Source organism: Craterilacuibacter sp. RT1T (assembly GCF_023502145.1).
Lineage (GTDB): Bacteria > Pseudomonadota > Gammaproteobacteria > Burkholderiales > Chromobacteriaceae > Craterilacuibacter.
Window position 1 is genome coordinate 1 of record NZ_JAMFLI010000014.1, and the last position, 17,621, is coordinate 17,621.

Genomic DNA, 17,621 nt, shown 5'->3' on the forward strand with positions numbered 1-17,621 from the left:
CTTATAAGGAGCAGCATCATGGGCAAAATCAGGCAGAGTACCAAGGAAGCCAAAAAACCGGCGGCGATGACCGCCAAAGAAAAGAAAGCCGCCAAGGCGATCAAGAAGCATCCCTTGAGTATCGCGCCGATCATTCCGCGTTAAACCGCATACCGTCGCCACGAGCGGCTCTTGCCTGTTGAAGCCATGCCTGCCCGTAAACATACGGCTGCCGGCATGGCTTCTGTCTTTTATGCGGCTTTGTCAACGGTGCTTTATTGGCCGAATCTGCTTACACTCACGCCCTTATTATCTGGAGCGGGTGCATGGAAACCAAATGGCTGCAGGATTTTTTGGTACTGGCCGAGGTGCGGCATTTTTCGCGTGCGGCTGCCCTGCGCCATATTACCCAGCCGGCCTTTGGTCGCCATATCCAGGCGCTGGAGCAGGCCGTCGGGCAGCAGCTGGTGGATCGCAGCACGACGCCTATCAGCCTGACTGCTGCCGGCCGGCAGTTTCATAGTCTGGCGCGCTCGCTGGTGATGCAGCTGGAGCAGGGGCTGGATGCACTGAACGGGGCCGATCCTGCTCTGCTTCACCCCATCCGTATCGCCTCGCCGCATGCACTGGCTTCACCCCTGCTGCTGGATTTGATTTCCCCGCCGGATGCGGCACCGTCCGGTGACGGTTTTGCCGTCGATATCATGCGGGTCGATGAAGCCGAGGCTGCGCTGACCGAGGGGCGGTGTGATTTTGTACTGGCATTTGATGTGCTGGCATTGCTCAAGCCGCCTTATCGCAGCCTGTTGCTGGGCAGCGGCGAATTTCTGCTGGTGTCGGCACCCGGTGCCGATGGCCTGGCGGCTTTCAATCCCCGCGAACAACAGGTTCCCTATCTGCGCTACAGCGCCGATGCCTATAGCGCCCGCTTGTTGCACCGGCATAATGTCGATGCAGCGCTCAGCCTGCGGCCGGTATTTGAAACCTCGATGTGCCAGCTGCTGGCCGAGATGGCGCTGCGCGGCGAGGGGGTGGCCTGGTTGCCGGACGTGCTGATTCGGCCCCAGCTTGCTGCCGGCACGCTGTGTCCCGTCGTGCCGGAATACCTGCATGTGCCGTATCAGGTACGGCTGTATCGCCAGCAAGGTCGTCTGGCCGCTGCGGCCGAAACTTTCTGGCAGCATCTGGAAACCCGCCTGACCGGTGGCTGGCGTTTGCTGACGCCATGGCATGAGGGCTCAGGCGAGGGCATCTGACAGATAGTCGATAAAAACACGACATTTGGGTGGCAGCCGCCGGTTGGGTAAATTCATCAGCCAGACCGTGCCCTGATAGGGACCGATAAACGCCCATTGCGGCAATATGGTCTGCGCGGCGCCGGATTGTAGTGCTTTATGCGCAATAAAGGATGGCAGGCAGGTAATGCCCATCCCGTCCAGCATGGCCTCCAGCCTGACTTCGCTGTGATTGCAGGCATAAGGCCCTGTTATGGCCACGCTGACTTCCTCTTCGCCCTTGCGTAGCGTCCAGCTATTGTCGCCGGGCGTCTCGGCCAGCAGCAGGCAGGCGTGTTTGGCCAGTTCCCGTGGGTGTTTGGGGTGTCCATGCTCAGCCAGATACGCCGTCGAGGCACACAGTTGTTGCCTGACCTGCATCAAGGGCCGCGCGACCATCGCTTCGGGTGGCGTCTCACTGATCAGCAACATCAGATCAATTTCATCCTTGACCGGGTGCGGGCTGGCATCCTGCAGGAGTAGTTGCAGCCTGATCTGGGGGAAGCGCTGCAAAAATCCGGCCACCAGCGGGTGAAGTACCCGCCGGCCGAAGGCCTTGGGTGCGCTGACGCGCAGCGTGCCTACGGGCTGGGCTGCGGCTTGCTGTGCCAAGTCGACAGCGGCTTGGGCCGAGGCCAGCATTTCTTTGCACAGTATGTAGATTTCTTTGCCGTGTTCACTCAAGCGCAATTGGCGGGTGGTGCGTTCCAGCAGTCTCATCCCCAATGCCTGTTCCAGGCGGCTGATCATGCGGCTGACGGCCGATGGCGTCAGATTCAGTGTGCGTGCAGCGCCGGAAAAACTGGCGCAATCGACGACGCGCACGAAAACAGCCATGTCGGGCAGGGATTCATTCAGGTGATTGTTGTTCATGGGGCATCAATCCTGTTCCGGAACTGCTGATTATCATGCAAATGGTCGTGGCAGATAATCCCGTTTGAATTTAAATGGGAGGCGGGAATGGCTGAAATCTTGTTGCTGATGTTGGCGCTGGTCTGGGGGACGAGTTATGGCGTCACCAAACAGGCCTTGTTGTGGTTTCCGCTGCTGGGTTTTCTGACCCTCAGATTCGCGTTCACTTTCCTGCTGCTGACGCCTGCGCTTTGGTCTGCACTGAAAAACGACAGGCGTGCCTGTCTGCAGGTGGGCTTGCCACTGGGGGTATTGTTGTGGGCGATCTTTGTATGCGAGACCAAGGGCGTCGCGTTGACCAGTGCTGCCAATGCAGCCTTCCTGATCAGTCTGTGTATTGTGCTGACGCCTTGGCTTGAGTGGATTTTTACGCGGCGCAGGCCGGATGCCTCCATGCTGCTGGCGGCACTGGTTTGCTGCCTGGGCACATTTCTGCTGGTCGGTGGCGGGCTGGGGTTCGGCGCCGGGGATGCGTGGATGCTGGCAGCTGCCATCTTGCGTGCACTGATGGTCTGCCTCAGCCAGCGCCTGCTGTCTGGTAGTCGTTTGTCTTCGCTGGCGGCGACCGGTTTGCAGACCGGTGTCGCCGCCAGCTTGTGCGCCTTGCTGTGGTGGTGGCAGGGCCAGCCTTTGCCGGCCTTGCCGGTTAATCCTGGGTTCTGGCTGGCACTGGCTTATCTGGTCCTGTTTTGTACTTTGTTTGCCTTCTTTGTCCAGAATTGGGCTGCGCGCTGCTGTAGCCCATCCCGGGTGGTGGTGCTGACAGGAAGCGAGCCTTTGTTCGGTGCCTTGTTTGCCAGCGCCGTGCTGGGTGAAACCCTGTCGCTTCAGGGCGCTATCGGGGGCGGATTGATTTTTCTGGCTACGCTGTGGGTGTCACTGGCAGGCAAAGCAGGTGCCAAGCCAGACAGCCGCCCCAAGCCTGCTGTGGCTGAGGTTTAGCCATGCTTTCGCCTCAGGCTTGCGGTGCGGGTGTCGGGCCGGGCGGGGGTGATGCCGATCCGGCATGGCCATACCGTTTTTGGCACTTCACATCGCCTGCCTGATCCGGACAATTGCTTGGGTCGTCCATCCTCACCGCAGATCATGAATCCTTCCTTGCTGACGCTGGCCGATTTTTACCGGGCCTTTCCCAAAGTCGAACTGCACTACCATCTGCTAGGCGGTGTGCGTCTGGCGACCATGCTGGATCTGGCGCACAAATATGGTGTCGCCCTGAGCGAGCGCGAAGCCAAGTGTTATTACCGCGCCCATCAGGCCGAAACCGGCGAAAGCCGGGGCGGTATTGATGCGCTGACTCTGCTGTATCGCCTGATGCGCGAGCCTGCCGACTATGTGCGGGTATTGCGCGAGGTGGCCGCCGATGCCCATGCCTGCGGTGTGCGCTACCTGGAAACTTTCTGGAACCCGTCCGATACCGAGCTGGCTTACGAGGTGGTGACGGCGGCGTTGCTGTCGGCGATCGAGCAGGTTCGGGCTGAATTGGGGCTGGTGATCCGCCTGATTCCGTCCATCAACCGTGAAAAATCGCCGGAAGAAGCGGTGGCGATGGTCGAGGCCATGCTTGCCCATCCGCATCCGGGTGTGCCGGGTATCGGCATTGATTACCGGGAAGGCAATGCGCCGGTCGAGCAGTTCTGGAAAGCCTATCGTCTGGCGCGACAAGGCGGGCTGAAGCTGACCGCCCATTGTTCCGAATTCGGCCTGCACTGGCGCAATGTCGAAACCGGCGTCGAGTTGATCGGGCTGGACCGCATCGATCACGGCTACACCATTGTCGACAATCCCGCGCTGGCGGCGCGCTATGCCGCCTCGGGCATCCCCTTTACCGTGATTCCTTCCAATACCTTTTATTACCGCCAGTGGCCGGATGTGCGCCAGTGGCGCGAGCTGCATCCTATCCGCCAGATGGCCAGACTGGGCCTGTCGATTATTCCGGGTACCGACGACTGGCACATTCATGATACCGATGCCGCCAATTGCTACCGGGTGATGGTGGAGGAGTTCGGTTTCGATCTGGACAGCCTGCGCCATATGCTGGCGCTGGGCGTGCGTGCCAGCTGGATGAATGAGGCGGACAAGACCGCGTGCGCATCCGCGTGGCTGGCCGAGTTTGATGCGCTGCGTGCCCGCCTGCAGGCCGAGCCCGTCATTCCGGCCGAACAGCTGATCCGTTACCGCCCGCGGGCCACCTACCCAACACAAGGAGAGGGCGCATGAACGCCACCCGTCAACGCATCGCACGCTGGTTCGATTTTGCCGAAAACGCGACCGGCTTTCGTCAGGAAATCATCGCCGGGCTGACTACCTTTGCCACCATGGCGTATATGGTGGCGGTAGTGCCGGGTATGCTGGCCAAGGGCGGGCTGCCATTCGATGCGGCGCTGACCGTGACCATCCTGATGACGGTGATCACCACGCTGGCGATGGGCATCTATACCAACCGTCCCTTTGTGCTGGGGCCGGGTCTGGGCAGCGTGGCGATCTTCTCGTTTACCCTGCTGGGCAGCGGCGTGCCGCTGCCGGTCGCCAATGGCATCGTCCTGATCAGCGGCGTGCTGTTTATGCTGGTTTCCTTCCTTGGCGTACGTGACTTTGTGGTGCGGGTGATTCCGCACGGGGTTAAGGTCTCGGTCGGGGTCGGCATCGGCCTGTTTATTGCGCTGTTGGGTTTCAAACAGGCCGGCATTATCGTGGCCGATGCCAGAAAGAACGTGCTGGTGTTCGGCGACCTGCTGGCGCCGCCTACGCTATTGGCTATCGCCGGCTTTTTTCTGGTGCTGTGGCTGACTACGCGCAAAGTACGCGGCGGCATTATTCTCGCCATTGCGCTGATTACCGCGCTGGCCATCCCGCTGGGTCTGGCGCGCGTACCGGAGAGCCTGATTTCGCTGCCGGCTAACTTCAGCGCACTGGCTTTCGATATGGATGTGATGGCGGCGTTGAGTCCGGCCTATCTGCCCTTTTTGCTGGCCTTTTTCATTCCCGACTTTTTCTCGACCTTGGGCACCTTGCTCGGGGTGGGGGCGCAGGCGGGCTATCTGGACAAGAATGGCAACCTGCCGGGCATAGACCGCAACTTCCATGTCGACTCCTGTGCCACCACCCTGGGCGCATTTTTCTCCTGCCCGGTGCTGACCACCTATGTCGAGAGTTCGGCCGGGGTGCAGGCGGGCGGGCGTACCGGCTTTACCGCAGTGGTGACGGCGCTGTGCTTTGCGCTGACGCTGTTTGTCGCGCCGCTGGCCGGCATGATCCCGGCGGCGGCTACCGCGCCGGTGCTGATGTTCATCGGCATCAGCATGATGGGGTCGATTCGCAAGGTCGATTTCGATGATGTCACCGAATACCTGCCGGCCTTTGTCTGCGTCGCCATCAGCATCTTCAGCTTCAATGCCGGCAACGGTATCGCGGCGGCCATGTTGGTGTATGCCTTCCTGAAAGTGGCCGCCGGGCGCTGGCGCGAGGATCACTGGTCGGTGTATCTGATTGCGCTGTTGATGATTTACTACTTTTATATCGTGGCGCAGCATTAACTGCCGCTGGCCGGCAGCCGGTACCGGCTAGGCCGGCTGCTGCTGCCAGCGTGCGCGCAGGTTGTCGTACAGCCAGTTAAATGCCAGCGCATACACCAGAAAAAATAGCGCCGTGCCCGCGTCAAGCAAGAAGGCCTGCCACAGGCTGCACTTCATCAGCCAGGCCACCAGCGGCACCGAGACCAGCAGCAGGCCGGCTTCGAAGCTGATGCTGTGCACAATGCGTATAGGCAGCTTGCGCGTGATGCGATCGCCCGGCACCAGTCGGTCGAAGACATAGTTGAAGGCAATATTCCACGCCATCGCGGTGAGCGAGACCGAGATCATCACCACGCTCATCAGACTGTGGTTTTCGCCCATGATCCAGCTGGTCGCAGGGATCAGCATGGCCAGCGCAATGACTTCGAACAGGCAGGCATGCAGGCAGCGCTCCCAACTTTTCATGCTTTCAGTGCCTGTGCGTGAAAGGCCAGATGTTCATCGATAAAGCTGGCGATAAAGAAATAGCTATGGTCGTAGCCTGCTTGCCGGCGCAGCGTCAACGGGTAGTCGGCATGGCCGGCGGCCGTCAGCAGGGCATCCGGGTGGAGCTGGCTGTCGAGAAAGGCGTCGGCTTCTCCCTGGTCGATCAGTAGCGGCAGGCGCTCGCTTGCCTGTGCCATCAGTTCGCACCCATCCCATGCCCGCCAGTTGTCCTGATCGGTACCCAGATAGGCGCTAAAGGCCTTGATGCCCCACGGGCAGTCCATGGGGTGGCAGATGGGGGCGAAGGCCGATACCGAACGGTAGTGGCCGGGGTTGCGTAGCGCGCAAACCAGCGCGCCATGCCCGCCCATTGAGTGGCCGCTGATGGATTTCCTTTCACTTAGCTTGAAGTGGCTGGATATCAGTGCCGGCAACTCGTGCACCACATAGTCGTGCATGCGGTAGTGCGATTGCCAGGGCAGGGCGCTGGCATTGAGGTAAAAGCCGGCACCTTGCCCCAGATCCCAGGCGCCATCATCCGCCACCTGATCACCGCGCGGGCTGGTGTCGGGGCAGACGATAGCGAGGCCAAGTTGGGCGGCCATGCGCTGGGCGCCGGCCTTTTGCACGAAGTTTTCATCATTACAGGTCAGGCCGGACAGCCAGTACAGCACCGGCGTGTGGGGGCCGGCATCTGGCGGCAAATAGATGGAAAATGTCATCTCGCAGTCCAGCGTGCTTGACGGGTAACGCCAGCGTTGCTGGCTGCCGCCAAAGCAGCGTTGGTCGGCGAGTTTTTTTAGTTGGGTATTCATCTCTATCCTGGATGGCATCAGAAATGGATCACCGAGCGTATGCTCTTGCCCTCGTGCATCAGATCGAAGGCCGTATTGATATCTTCCAGACCCATGGTGTGGGTAATGAAGGTATCCAGCTCGAACTCGCCTTTCAAATAGCGCTCGACATAGTCGGGTAGCTCGCTGCGCCCGCGTACGCCGCCAAAGGCCGAACCGCGCCAGACGCGGCCGGTCACCAGCTGAAACGGGCGGGTGGCGATTTCCTCGCCGGCACCGGCAACCCCGATAATCACCGATTCGCCCCAGCCTTTATGGCAGCACTCCAGCGCCGAGCGCATCACCTTGACGTTGCCTATGCATTCGAACGAGTAGTCGACGCCGCCGTCGGTCAGCTCGACGATCACCTCCTGAATCGGGCGGTCAAAGTCCAGCGGATTGATGATGTCGGTCGCGCCCAGCTGTCTGGCGATCTCGAATTTGGCGGGGTTGACGTCGATGCCGATGATGCGGCTGGCGCCGGCCATGACCGCACCGATCACGGCCGACAGGCCGATGCCGCCCAGCCCGAAGATCGCCACGGTGGCGCCGGCTTCTACCTTGGCGGTATTGAGTACCGCACCCATGCCGGTGGTAACGCCGCAGCCCAGCAGACAGACTTTTTCCAGCGGCGCCGCCTTATTGATTTTGGCGACGGCGATTTCCGGCAAGACGGTGTATTCGGAGAAGGTGGAGGTGCCCATATAGTGGTAGATGGGGCGACCCTTGAACGAGAAGCGGCTGCTACCGTCCGGCATCAGGCCCTTGCCCTGGGTTGCGCGTATCGCCTGGCACAGATTGGTCTTGCCCGAGCGGCAGTATTTGCACTGGCCGCACTCGGGGGTATACAGCGGAATCACATGATCGCCGGGCTTGACCGAGGTGACGCCGGCGCCGATTTCTTCGACGATGGCGCCGCCTTCGTGACCGAGAATGGCCGGGAAAATACCTTCCGGATCCGCACCGGACAGGGTGTAGGCGTCGGTGTGGCATACGCCGCTGGCGACCATGCGCAGCAAGACTTCGCCGGCGCGCGGTCCTTCGACATCGATCAGTTCGATTTCCAGCGGGCGTTGTGCAGCCCAGGCGATGGCGGCGCGTGATTTGAGCATGTGACTTCCCCTGCGTGAAGGTTTAAGCGTCATCATCGTCCGAAAAGAGAGAGTACGCCAGCATTCATAGCTGGGTTTTTGCCGGATTTTTCGCGTTTGGCCGCATCAGGCGCTACACTTGCCAGCCTTGCGGTGCACTTGCCGCGCCAGACATTTGAAACCTGCCTTGAACGCTATGCCGACCCGTCCTTGCGTGCTGTCCATCATCCCGCCGATGACCCAGCTCAATACCCCATACCCGTCTACCGCCTATCTGACCGGCTTTTTGCGCGAGCAGGGTTTTGCCGCCAAACAAGAAGACTTGGCGCTGGCGCTGGTGCTGGCACTTTTTTCACGCCCCGGCCTCGCTGCTTTGCGCGATGCCGCGCAACAGTTGCCGGTCAAAAAACGCAGCGCACAGGTGCGGCATTTTCTTGAGCAGTATGATGCTTACGACGCAACGATTGCACCGGCGCTGGCTTTTTTGCAGGGGTCCGACCCGACCATCGCCCACCGTATTGCCAGCCGCGCTTTTTTGCCGGAGGGGCAGCGTTTTTCGGTGATCGATGCCTATTTCGATCCGGAGGAGCCGGACGCCGATCCGCTGGCCTGGGCCTTCGGTGCGCTCGGCAGCAGTGACCGTGCGCGCCATCTGGCGACGCTGTATCTGGATGATCTGGCCGATGTGTTGCGCGATGCGGCCGATGAACGCTTCGAGTTCGTGCGTTACGCCGAACGTCTGGCCATGAGTCAGCCCACTTTCGAGCCTTTGGCTGCCGCCCTTGCCGCCAAACCGACCCTGGTGGATGCTACCCTGACGTCCCTGGTGACAGAAGCGCTGGCGCGCCATCAGCCGGATGTGGTGCTGCTATCGGTGCCGTTTCCCGGTTCGGTGTATGCCGCATTCCGTATTGCGCAGACCATCAAAGCGGTCAATCCGGCGATTAAGACCGTGCTGGGCGGCGGTTTCGTGAATACCGAACTGCGCGAGCTGAAAGAAACGCGGGTCTTCGATTACTTCGATTTTGTCACGCTGGACGATGGCGAGCGCCCGCTGCTGGCGCTGCTGGACCATATCGCCGGCAAACGTTCGCGCGAGCGTCTGGTGCGCACGTTTGTGCGCGACGAGGGGCGCGTGCGTTATGTGAACTTCCCCGAGCCGGATGTGCCGTTTGCCGAGTCGGGCACGCCGACCTGGGATGGCCTGCCTATCCGCCAGTATCTGAGCCTGCTGGACATGCTCAACCCCATGCACCGGCTGTGGTCGGACGGGCGCTGGAACAAGCTGACGGTGGCGCATGGCTGCTACTGGAAAAAGTGCAGCTTCTGCGATGTCTCGCTCGACTATATCTCGCGCTACGAAACCGCATCGGCCGAGCTGCTGGTCGATCGCATCGAGGCCATCATTGCCGAGACCGGGCAGAGCGGCTTTCATTTTGTCGACGAAGCCGCGCCGCCTAAGATGCTCAAGGCGCTGGCGCTGGAATTGTTGAAACGCAAGGTGGCGATTACCTGGTGGGGCAATATCCGCTTTGAAAAATCGTTCAGCCCCGAGCTCTGCCAGCTGTTGGCGCAAAGCGGTTGCATCGCCGTGTCCGGCGGTCTGGAGGTCGCATCCGACCGCCTGCTCAAACTGATGAAAAAGGGCGTGTCGGTCGATCAGGTCGCGCGGGTGACGCGCGACTTTACCGAGGCCGGGGTGCTGGTGCACGCCTATCTGATGTACGGTTTTCCAACGCAAACGGTACAGGATACAGTCGATGCACTGGAGTATGTGCGCCAGCTATTCGAGGCAGGCTGCATCCAGTCCGGCTTTTTCCATCGCTTTGCCTGTACCGTGCATTCGCCGGTAGGCAAAAATCCGGAAGAATACGGCATCAAGCTGCTGCCGCTGCCTGAAGTCAGTTTTGCCAAGAACGATGTCGGCTTCACCGACCCGACCGGCACCGATCACGCATTAATGGGCGAGGCGCTGACCAAGGCGCTGTACAACTATATGCACGGCATCGGTCTGGATTGGGAAGTGCGGCGCTGGTTTAGCGTACGCGTACCCAAAACCCGCGTGCCGCGCCATTTTGTGGCGCGGGCACTGGGCTGATCTTTCAATCCAGACCCAGCGTGCGGTCCAGACTTAGCCGGCCGCCGCCGCGCCCCAGCAGGTACAGCAGGGCGGCCGCCCAGGTAAGATGGGTGAGCCAGGCATCCGGATAGACAAAAACCTGAATCACCACCGTCATCCCCAGTAAAGCCAAGGCCGACAGCCGGGTGAATAGCCCGAGCAGCAGCATAAGCGGGAACAGGTGCTCGGCATAGGTCGCCAGATGTGCCGCCAAGGGGTAGGGCAGCACAGGCAGTTGGTATTCGTCACGAAATAACAGCAAGGCGGAGTCGCTGACGCTCAGCCAGCCCTCGACCTTGGTGCGGCCGGACAAGAAAAAGGTAGCCGCGATGCCCACACGGGCGGCCAGCGCGATCAACGATGGCGTGATCAGGCGGCTGCTACCTTGGGCAAGATCGCGGTAGCGTGCCTGCCCGCGTTGAATCAGGGTGAGCGGGTTCATGCTGTGCCTTCTGGGTCAGGGTGTGCGCGCGTTCCCGCTCCTCCAGCAGACAGGCAAAAGCGCGCTCAAGTAAGGTGGGGCGCGGTTCGCTGCGCGCCAGTAGCCGTGCATACAAGTCCCATACGGCCTCGCTCACCGGTGTGTCATGCGAGTCTATCAAGAGTGCATCGCCCCACTGCGCATCGGTGCTGTGGCCGGCCAGATGGATTTCGGCAATTGCCGTCACCGGCAGCGCATCAATCCACTCGTCGGCGCTGTAAGCCAGGTTGCGGGCGCCGACATAGACATTATTGATATCGACCAGCAACTGGCAGCCACTACGGGCGCTCAGCATGCTCAGAAACTCGATCTCGCCGATTTCATGTTCCAGTTGCAGATAATGTGCCGGGTGTTCGATGGCGATGGTGCGCCCAAGCGCATCTTGCAGCCTGCCTATATTGGCGCTCAGGCGGGCCAATGAAGCACGGTTGCGTATGATGGGCAGCAGATCAGGCCAGCAATGGCCGCGCCAGGCCGACCATGCCAAGTGTTCGGAGATGAGTGCCGGTTGCACGCGCTCGGCCAGGCTTGCCAGTCGCTTGAGGTGGGCCGGGTCTGGCTCGCTTGCGGCGGCGAGTGACAGCCCGACACCATGCAGTGCAAGCGGGTGGCGCTCGCGTATGCGTTCTAGCCATGCCAGACGCGGGCCGCCATCGGTCATATGGGGCGGATGCTGCCCGCGCCGTATTTTGGGTCAAGCCGCTGTTTGCCTTGTCGTTATTGTTGCCTTCGCTGTTGCTGGCGGTTCGCTTGTCGCGCCCTGCCGCGCGTGTGGGTGGGCTGTTGCCGGTATTGCTGTTGTGGCTGTTTGCCGCTGGCAAAGCTGTGTGCCCAGTATTCTGCTGCTGTCGTTGCCGGCGGGCGGCGGGATGTTGCTGGTGATGCGGCAACTGGCGCCTACGCGCTTGCGTCTGGCTGGCGCGGCCGCTGGTCTGGTGGCCGGCAGTGGCGCGGCGTTGGTCTATACGCTGCATTGCCCTGAGCTGGCCTTGCCCTTTGTGGCGCTATGGTATCTGGGCGGCATGCTGCTGCCCGCCTTGTTGGGTGTCATCATCGGCCCACGCCTGCTGGTGTGGTAGCTTGGGTGTGGGTCGTACTGCAATTAAGGAAACGCTGATTTATCCTGTTGCCCGAAAGCATTAGGGTGGCGTAAGGCGAGAATAGAGCAAGAGCTTGAAGGTGGATGTTCTAGATGGCGAGGCACGCGAGTTTTTCTGAACGTGAGTATATGGCGCAGAGAAAGCAGACTCGACGGGATGGGCTTTTGGCTAAGATCGAAGTCGTGACGCCGTGGCTGAAGCTGGAGCAGACAGTCGCGCCATTTGACACGCGTGCTAGTGGTTGGCGCCTCTCTTTGTTTGGCTTCGCTAATCTGGCGCTGGCGCAACGCTGATTGCTTAATGTGCACATGCATGGCGGGGAAACGGAATATGAAGGAAATGCCTCAGCAATGCAGTGGCAGGCCACAAAATGAGTCTATTTTTTTACCTGTCTTTGCCAATTCACCCCACGGTTGCAGCGCGGGGTGAATTGTTCAGCATTTCCTTCGCCGTCATGCTCGGTAGGTCGTAAACACGTTCTTAAAGCGGATTCTCCGCGAAATAGTGCTCCAGCCGGTTGACGTCGCTGGCAGGACGTGGCTTACGCATATTCTCGTCAATGCCGTTGTAGAGCTGGTCACTCGGGGCCAGATGGAATTTATTGAGGTCAGGATCCATATACGGCAACTGCCCTTTGCGCTGGAAGTATTGGTGCAGCCACAAATTGGCCCGCTGCAAACCAAAACTCTCATTGGCCCAGGCGCTGTCATGGCCACCAAAGTGGTGGCCAAATTCATGGCCGATAATACCGATGTCGGCATTGAAGTAGTGGGAATAGAAAAACCAGGTATCAATACCAAGCACGTCACCGCCCCCCAGGCCGCCCCCCATCGCAGTCACGCCCAGCCGTATCCCGCCACGGTTCATGATTTCATTCCAGTATCGGGTATAGTCCTCGGCCTTGAAAATACCGCCCGGCGCGTCAATATTCCCGGTATTGCCATAAAAATCATGCCCCATGACCTGCTTGTGGTTGAACCAGATGTGCTCATATTCGGGGCTGTTCAGAATGTAGGCGAAATTAGTGATCATGATCACCCACTCGCGCGCATAGAGCGGGTTAATCTTCCGCCAGCTGCTGTCGCTGTCGTTGTACTTCCCGAAGCTGATGTCCCACTTCATTTTGAAGTTGCCCAGCTTTTGCACATGGCTGTCCGTATCGGAAGTCAGGCGTACCTCGAACGAGTCGGAGGGCAGTATTTGGCTGGCATTCAGGCCGCTGAAGCTGACATGGCCCTGTCCATCGGCACGCGGGTAGCGCACGGCGTCGCGCACACTACCATCCAGTTGCAGCTGACTAAATGCCGGTAAGCGATCCAGCCGCCCCAGTACAAACCAAGGCCCGCCATTTTTGAGGCGTGCCTGGATTTGCAAGTCGCTGACCGGCACGGCACTGTAGCTGGAAACATGGAGCGCCTGCTTGTCCGCACGGCCGCTCAGAATGCGGTCAATCCTGAAGCTGCGCAGATCGGGGTTGGTCAAGGTATCCCAGCTCTCGCCATCTTGCAGCATCAGCGTCCGTTTGTCCGCCGCTACCGTGGCTTCCTGATACTCGTTAGCGTTGACCATCTCGCTGCCGCTTTGCATGATGACCTGACGCAAAGGTGCAAGCAGGATATGGCGATCCGACTGGATCATCGCCAGGCGCTCGCCGTCGAAGGCAAGATCACGTGCTTTGCCAATATTTTGTTCGGCGGTAGTGCCCTGCAGATGAATTCGGCGGAACTGTTCATCGGGTGCGGGCAGGATCTGGCTGCCCGAGTCTGGTAGGCGGGCGGGGTTAACGCTGTCGATGCCTCCTCCGGGACGGGCCGCATACAACTTGCCATCCGCGCCATGGTGCAGTCTGTTGCTGATGCCGTTCTGGCTCATGACGGGCTGCACCAGCGTGGTCGATGCCGGCAGGTTAGCCACATCGTAAGCCAAGGTGTCGCCATTGCTGAAATTGGCGAACAGGCGGTCCCCCAGTGCCGTCAACTTGACATCGCAGTAGATACTGCCGCACCCGGGCAAGGACAGGTAGGCATGCTTGACGGCCTTCTTGTGGTTCGCCGGCGTCGCATCACTCTGCTTCCACACCGAAATCCGGCTATGAGTGTCTGCCGCGAAGACATATTGCTCGTTGGCTGCGACGGCAATGGGGTGGACCAGTACTTTGCTGGCATCGCCAGACCAGCTTCCCGTCCCCAGCGACATGACGATGCGGGGCTTGCTCTCATCCAGCTGGTAAATATCGACCCGATTGGAGGATAGCGAGGCCGTATACAGACGGTCCTTGTAGATGGACAAATCCTGCATCCGCTTGATTACTTCGGATGTGCCATCCATGTTAAAGCCGTCGATCCGCTCCAGTTTGCGCTGCTGTGCCAAGTCATAGCGCTCAATCGAAGCAGCCCCTAAATCATTGGCGACATACAGCGTATTGTCGCGCAAGGCGAGGGCCCGGGGCGTGAAGCTCTCCGCAGGCAGGTCGAATGAAGCGGCATCCAGCATTTTCGCCATATCAGGGAAACGAAGGGTGTCGATCTGTACCTGGCTGCCGTCACCACCGCCACCGCCGCCACCACCGCCACCACCGCCAGTCGGTGGCTGATTGACATTGCCGCTCCCCCCTCCACCGCAGGCAACAAGGGCCAGAGTCAACGCCAATAAACTGCACCTAATCATGATATTACGCTCTTAATTCCTGTCTAATTAATGCATTTTAAATAAATAGCGAGTAATTTGCAACGTTCGATTGCAAATTTTGATTATTATCAATATATTTTTATTTAAAATAATAATAAATGTATTGCAAACAATCGGAGCAAGCAGCCTGAATAGCGGCAAGTCCACCCTTGTCTGCACATCGCATCCGCCACTTTGTTGAAATCGACCTTTCCCGGGATGTCGCGCCGGATGCCACGAGGCTGTTGAAGTTTCGCCGGCAGCTGGATACGCATCAGCTGACCGAATTAATCTTCGTTAGCCTGTCTGGCCGAGGAGGGGCTGTTGCAGTGGGTGGGCACCATCGTTGATGCCTCACTGATTACCGTGCCGCTCTCGACTAAGAACCGAGGGGAAAGCGGGATGTGAAGATGCATCAGACAAGGAAATGCCTCACAAAACGCAGTGGCAGACCACAAAATCAGTCAATTTTTCACCAAATGTGGCAAAAAACCGTCGTTGCATTGCGGGGTGAATTGTTTAGCATTGCTTTACGTCTATAAATACCGTTCATGGCTTGGTGTCATCGTGCTTATCGGCGTATTCGTCAGAACGAATGCGTATGCTTTTTAGATTGAAAATGAGACGCACTAGGCTGTAAAGCATTAGAATATAGCGAAATTTAGATAATTGAGGTCGACCATGTCAGTCAATCAACTTCCGCGCTGGAGCTGGATTTTCCCGTCATTGGCCTGTGTGCTACTCGGGATGGCCTTCACCGGCATCAGTGCAAACTGGTTTTTACTTGCCGTGACCGCGTGCTTGGGAGGCGCCGTGTTTGCTGCGGTTCATCATGCCGAGGTGATTGCACACCGCATCGGCGAGCCTTTTGGCACGCTGGTGTTGGCGCTGGCGGTGACCATTATCGAAGTCGCGCTGATTCTGTCCATGATGTTGTCTGGCGCAGAAGGCAAGCTGGAGCTGGCGCGTGATACGGTTTTTTCAGCCATCATGATTATCTGCAACGGTATTGTCGGTTTATGTCTGCTACTGGGCGGTTTGCGCCATGGCGAGCAGGACTATCAACAACAGGGGGTGAGTGCCGCAATGGCGGTATTGACGTCAATGGCGGTGTTGACGCTGGTATTGCCCAACTACGGTCTGAGCGAGCCCGGTCATATGCTGTCATCCAAGCAGCTCGCCTTTACCGGCGTGGTTTCATTGGTGTTGTATGGCGCTTTTGTCTTTGTCCAGACGGTCAGGCATCGCGACTACTTTCTGGATGAAAGTAGCAGTGAGAGCGATCACGAGGCGGTCAGTAATAAGGTGGCCTGGTGCAGTGTCGGTTTGTTGTTGGTTTCTTTGGTCGCAGTGGTTGGCCTGGCGAAAGTACTGTCTCCATCTATCGAGCGTCTGGTGAGTGCGATGGGGGCGCCGCAAGCAGTGGTCGGCATCATTATCGCGGGGATGGTGTTGTTGCCTGAAGCCTTAGCGGCTACGCGTGCGGCACGAGCCAACCGTCTGCAGACCAGTTTGAACCTGGCGTTAGGCTCGGGGCTGGCTTCCATTGGACTGACCATTCCGGCCGTTGCGTTTATCTTTGTCGTGACAGGCCAGCCCTTGGTTCTGGGCTTGGAAATGAAGGAAACCGTGCTGTTGGGACTGACGTTGCTGGTGGGCTCCATGAGCCTGGCGACGGGTAAGACCACTATTTTGCAGGGCGTTGTGCATCTGGTGCTGTTTGCCACGTTTCTGTTTTTTGCCATTTCGCCGTAAGTGCAGGGCATCGGTGCTGTGCCGGTTTCAGCTTCAGTGGCTGCTAAGCTAGCTGTTGGTAAGGCATGGCTAGCCGCTGTTAGCCTTTGTTTGAATGATTGGGGATGATATGCAATTGCGTACGCTGTTATTGCTGGTGGTGGCGGGCTTGATCGCCGTTTTTGTGGCGCTGAACTGGGCGGTGGTGACCGCGCCCAGCACGCTGTCGCTGGGCTTTATGGATATTCAGGCTTCGCTGGGTGTGGTGATGCTGGGTCTGATGGTGTTGCTTGCCGTGCTGTTTCTGGTCTACATCGTTTATCTGCAAGGTACGGTATTGATCGATGGCCGCCGGCACGCACGCGAGTTGCAAGCCAATCGCGAGCTGGCCGACAAAGCCGAGGCCTCGCGTTTTAGCGAGCTGCGCAGCTATCTCGAAGCCGAGCTGGCCAAGCTGGCCGAGCAGAATACAGCGCTCAAGGCCGAGCTTGGCCAGCGCATCGAAGAATCAGGCAATGGCCTTTCTGCCTGTATCGGCGAGCTGGAAGACAGGCTGGAGCGCAAAACGCCGCCGGCCAGTCGTTAAACCGCTTCCAGCGGTACGGCGCAGCTGCCGCAAATCAGGACCACTTCCTTGGAAATCCACGCGCTGGCGCCGCATTGCGGACAGGCCAGACGCGAGCGATTGCTCGGGCGCGGTGGTGGCGGCGCTACAATGGGCAGGGGCTTGCCCTCTGCCTCGGCCGCTTCCATCGGCGCTTCGTTCAGCGCGGCGGCCGGCTCTGGGCGATAGGGCTCGATATCGTTCATGCCGTCCGGTGGCGGCGGTGCATTTTCGTTGAAACTCACCATGCTGCGTGCCAGTACCCGCTCGGGTGGTTCGGGCGCGTGCCTGTCGTATACCGGCAAGACAAAGCCTTCGTCCAGCAAGGCCTGACATGCCTTGGCAAACGGTCCGCCCTCGATAATGTAGTGGCTGACGCGCGAGCCGGATTCTTCGCCGCCGGGCGCACCGGTGGTGCTGGGCATCAGGCCGATTTCCTTCATCTTCTCGGCCCATTCGCGGTTGTGGTGGTTGGATGGTGTGACCGCACCGGCATTTTCCTGCCAGTGATGCACCATCTCGTGCGCGAGGGTAGAGAGTACGGTCTCAACCGGGCGCAGGGCGAAATAACCGGGATTAAGCGCCAACTCGTCCAGCGAAGCGCCATCGCGGCTGACAAAGCGCGCATGCTGGTGATGGCCGTAACGCGTGCGCTGTGCCCTGAGCGTGATCAGGCAGGGCGGCAGTGCGCCGGCAAACAGCGTGCGGTTGAAGTGGTCGAACGCGTCCTGTAGCGCGCCGTAAAGTTCAAGGCTGGGCGTGGTGGAGCTGGCCATGCGGGTTTTCCTTTCATCCATGGGCAAAGGGTCCCGCTGGTGTCGGGAGC

General features: G+C 59.4%; 18 protein-coding genes and 1 pseudogene. 11 read left to right on the forward strand and 8 right to left on the reverse strand.

Features of this window, described 5'->3' with window-relative positions:
• Positions 1-18 precede the first annotated feature (18 nt).
• Both M3P88_RS15975 and M3P88_RS14685 read left to right on the forward strand, forming a co-directional pair.
• Positions 19-144: a hypothetical protein gene (locus M3P88_RS15975; RefSeq protein ID WP_268890998.1), complete on the forward strand. Its 126-nt coding sequence runs from the start codon at positions 19-21 to the stop codon at positions 142-144.
• 161 nt (positions 145-305) lie between these two features.
• On the forward strand, positions 306-1,235 hold the full coding sequence (locus tag M3P88_RS14685; RefSeq protein WP_249616741.1) for a LysR substrate-binding domain-containing protein: 930 nt from the start codon (positions 306-308) through the stop codon (positions 1,233-1,235).
• Here the strand turns inward: M3P88_RS14685 and M3P88_RS14690 are convergent.
• On the reverse strand, positions 1,218-2,126 hold the full coding sequence (locus M3P88_RS14690; protein WP_249616742.1) for a LysR family transcriptional regulator: 909 nt from the start codon (positions 2,124-2,126) through the stop codon (positions 1,218-1,220). The genes M3P88_RS14685 and M3P88_RS14690 overlap by 18 nt on opposite strands.
• Before the next feature lie 87 nt (positions 2,127-2,213).
• Between M3P88_RS14690 and M3P88_RS14695 the strand changes: the two genes are divergently transcribed.
• The 3 genes from M3P88_RS14695 (at position 2,214) to M3P88_RS14705 (ending at position 5,701) form a co-directional block, all read left to right on the forward strand.
• Positions 2,214-3,107, forward strand: a complete 894-nt coding sequence (locus M3P88_RS14695) for a DMT family transporter (protein ID WP_249616743.1) — start codon at positions 2,214-2,216, stop codon at positions 3,105-3,107.
• A 144-nt stretch (positions 3,108-3,251) separates the two neighbouring features.
• Positions 3,252-4,385: an adenosine deaminase family protein gene (locus tag M3P88_RS14700; RefSeq protein ID WP_249616744.1), complete on the forward strand. Its 1,134-nt coding sequence runs from the start codon at positions 3,252-3,254 to the stop codon at positions 4,383-4,385.
• A complete protein-coding gene (locus M3P88_RS14705; protein WP_249616745.1) occupies positions 4,382-5,701 on the forward strand; it encodes an NCS2 family permease in 1,320 nt (439 codons plus the stop codon). The genes M3P88_RS14700 and M3P88_RS14705 overlap by 4 nt, the downstream gene beginning before the upstream one ends.
• A 27-nt stretch (positions 5,702-5,728) precedes the next feature.
• On the opposite strand, the gene M3P88_RS14710 is transcribed toward M3P88_RS14705, so the two are convergent.
• From M3P88_RS14710 to M3P88_RS14720, 3 genes are read right to left on the reverse strand one after another with little or no spacing between them, the layout of a single operon-like run.
• Positions 5,729-6,145: a PACE efflux transporter gene (locus M3P88_RS14710; protein WP_249616746.1), complete on the reverse strand. Its 417-nt coding sequence runs from the start codon at positions 6,143-6,145 to the stop codon at positions 5,729-5,731.
• Entirely contained in the window at positions 6,142-6,981 is an 840-nt protein-coding gene (fghA, locus tag M3P88_RS14715; RefSeq protein ID WP_249616747.1) for an S-formylglutathione hydrolase, read from the reverse strand. The genes M3P88_RS14710 and fghA overlap by 4 nt, the downstream gene beginning before the upstream one ends.
• A 17-nt stretch (positions 6,982-6,998) precedes the next feature.
• The gene (locus M3P88_RS14720; RefSeq protein ID WP_249616748.1) at positions 6,999-8,144 is read right to left on the reverse strand and encodes an S-(hydroxymethyl)glutathione dehydrogenase/class III alcohol dehydrogenase; all 1,146 of its coding nucleotides are present in this window, start codon (positions 8,142-8,144) and stop codon (positions 6,999-7,001) included.
• 142 nt (positions 8,145-8,286) lie between these two features.
• Between M3P88_RS14720 and M3P88_RS14725 the strand changes: the two genes are divergently transcribed.
• Positions 8,287-10,188, forward strand: coding sequence for a B12-binding domain-containing radical SAM protein (locus M3P88_RS14725; protein WP_249616793.1), 1,902 nt, complete (start codon positions 8,287-8,289; stop codon positions 10,186-10,188).
• Positions 10,189-10,192: 4 nt separating this feature from the next.
• Here the strand turns inward: M3P88_RS14725 and M3P88_RS14730 are convergent, their stop codons facing one another.
• On the reverse strand, positions 10,193-10,651 hold the full coding sequence (locus M3P88_RS14730; RefSeq protein ID WP_249616749.1) for a DoxX family protein: 459 nt from the start codon (positions 10,649-10,651) through the stop codon (positions 10,193-10,195).
• Positions 10,590-11,351 carry an MbnB/TglH/ChrH family RiPP precursor modification enzyme gene (locus M3P88_RS14735; protein ID WP_249616750.1) on the reverse strand — a complete coding sequence of 254 codons (762 nt, stop codon included), beginning with the start codon at positions 11,349-11,351 and terminating at the stop codon, positions 10,590-10,592. The genes M3P88_RS14730 and M3P88_RS14735 overlap by 62 nt, the downstream gene beginning before the upstream one ends.
• Between M3P88_RS14735 and M3P88_RS14740 the strand changes: the two genes are divergently transcribed.
• A complete protein-coding gene (locus M3P88_RS14740) occupies positions 11,311-11,769 on the forward strand; it encodes an NrsF family protein (RefSeq protein ID WP_249616751.1) in 459 nt (152 codons plus the stop codon). The two genes, M3P88_RS14735 and M3P88_RS14740, sit on opposite strands and share 41 nt — an antisense overlap.
• A 185-nt stretch (positions 11,770-11,954) precedes the next feature.
• Positions 11,955-12,083: a hypothetical protein gene (locus tag M3P88_RS15980; RefSeq protein WP_283773234.1), complete on the forward strand. Its 129-nt coding sequence runs from the start codon at positions 11,955-11,957 to the stop codon at positions 12,081-12,083.
• A 187-nt stretch (positions 12,084-12,270) separates the two neighbouring features.
• Here the strand turns inward: M3P88_RS15980 and M3P88_RS14745 are convergent, their stop codons facing one another.
• A complete protein-coding gene (locus M3P88_RS14745) occupies positions 12,271-14,457 on the reverse strand; it encodes a YncE family protein (RefSeq protein WP_249616752.1) in 2,187 nt (728 codons plus the stop codon).
• 185 nt (positions 14,458-14,642) lie between these two features.
• Here M3P88_RS14745 and M3P88_RS14750 point away from each other — a divergent pair.
• From M3P88_RS14750 to M3P88_RS14760, 3 genes and pseudogenes are all read left to right on the forward strand, one after another.
• Positions 14,643-14,885, forward strand: a pseudogene (locus tag M3P88_RS14750) (IS5/IS1182 family transposase); the annotation flags it as partial.
• 253 nt (positions 14,886-15,138) lie between these two features.
• The gene (locus M3P88_RS14755; RefSeq protein WP_249616753.1) at positions 15,139-16,212 is read left to right on the forward strand and encodes a calcium:cation antiporter; all 1,074 of its coding nucleotides are present in this window, start codon (positions 15,139-15,141) and stop codon (positions 16,210-16,212) included.
• Positions 16,213-16,321: 109 nt separating this feature from the next.
• Complete coding sequence (locus M3P88_RS14760; RefSeq protein ID WP_249616754.1) at positions 16,322-16,777, forward strand: hypothetical protein; 456 nt, start codon at positions 16,322-16,324, stop codon at positions 16,775-16,777.
• Here the strand turns inward: M3P88_RS14760 and M3P88_RS14765 are convergent.
• Complete coding sequence (locus M3P88_RS14765) at positions 16,774-17,571, reverse strand: SprT-like domain-containing protein (RefSeq protein WP_249616755.1); 798 nt, start codon at positions 17,569-17,571, stop codon at positions 16,774-16,776. The genes M3P88_RS14760 and M3P88_RS14765 overlap by 4 nt on opposite strands.
• Between the last annotated feature and the right edge of the window lie 50 nt (positions 17,572-17,621).

Excerpts from the sequence above, each read along its gene's own strand:
- M3P88_RS15975 (WP_268890998.1), top strand. The coding sequence starts at position 19 with ATGGGCAAAATCAGGCAGAGTACCAAGGAAGCCAAAAAACCGGCGGCG.
- M3P88_RS14685 (WP_249616741.1), top strand. The coding sequence starts at position 306 with ATGGAAACCAAATGGCTGCAGGATTTTTTGGTACTGGCCGAGGTGCGG.
- M3P88_RS14690 (WP_249616742.1), bottom strand. The coding sequence starts at position 2,126 with ATGAACAACAATCACCTGAATGAATCCCTGCCCGACATGGCTGTTTTC.
- M3P88_RS14695 (WP_249616743.1), top strand. The coding sequence starts at position 2,214 with ATGGCTGAAATCTTGTTGCTGATGTTGGCGCTGGTCTGGGGGACGAGT.
- M3P88_RS14700 (WP_249616744.1), top strand. The coding sequence starts at position 3,252 with ATGAATCCTTCCTTGCTGACGCTGGCCGATTTTTACCGGGCCTTTCCC.
- M3P88_RS14705 (WP_249616745.1), top strand. The coding sequence starts at position 4,382 with ATGAACGCCACCCGTCAACGCATCGCACGCTGGTTCGATTTTGCCGAA.
- M3P88_RS14710 (WP_249616746.1), bottom strand. The coding sequence starts at position 6,145 with ATGAAAAGTTGGGAGCGCTGCCTGCATGCCTGCCTGTTCGAAGTCATT.
- fghA (WP_249616747.1), bottom strand. The coding sequence starts at position 6,981 with ATGAATACCCAACTAAAAAAACTCGCCGACCAACGCTGCTTTGGCGGC.
- M3P88_RS14720 (WP_249616748.1), bottom strand. The coding sequence starts at position 8,144 with ATGACGCTTAAACCTTCACGCAGGGGAAGTCACATGCTCAAATCACGC.
- M3P88_RS14725 (WP_249616793.1), top strand. The coding sequence starts at position 8,287 with ATGCCGACCCGTCCTTGCGTGCTGTCCATCATCCCGCCGATGACCCAG.
- M3P88_RS14730 (WP_249616749.1), bottom strand. The coding sequence starts at position 10,651 with ATGAACCCGCTCACCCTGATTCAACGCGGGCAGGCACGCTACCGCGAT.
- M3P88_RS14740 (WP_249616751.1), top strand. The coding sequence starts at position 11,311 with ATGCGTTCTAGCCATGCCAGACGCGGGCCGCCATCGGTCATATGGGGC.
- M3P88_RS14735 (WP_249616750.1), bottom strand. The coding sequence starts at position 11,351 with ATGACCGATGGCGGCCCGCGTCTGGCATGGCTAGAACGCATACGCGAG.
- M3P88_RS14745 (WP_249616752.1), bottom strand. The coding sequence starts at position 14,457 with ATGATTAGGTGCAGTTTATTGGCGTTGACTCTGGCCCTTGTTGCCTGC.
- M3P88_RS14755 (WP_249616753.1), top strand. The coding sequence starts at position 15,139 with ATGTCAGTCAATCAACTTCCGCGCTGGAGCTGGATTTTCCCGTCATTG.
- M3P88_RS14760 (WP_249616754.1), top strand. The coding sequence starts at position 16,322 with ATGCAATTGCGTACGCTGTTATTGCTGGTGGTGGCGGGCTTGATCGCC.
- M3P88_RS14765 (WP_249616755.1), bottom strand. The coding sequence starts at position 17,571 with ATGGCCAGCTCCACCACGCCCAGCCTTGAACTTTACGGCGCGCTACAG.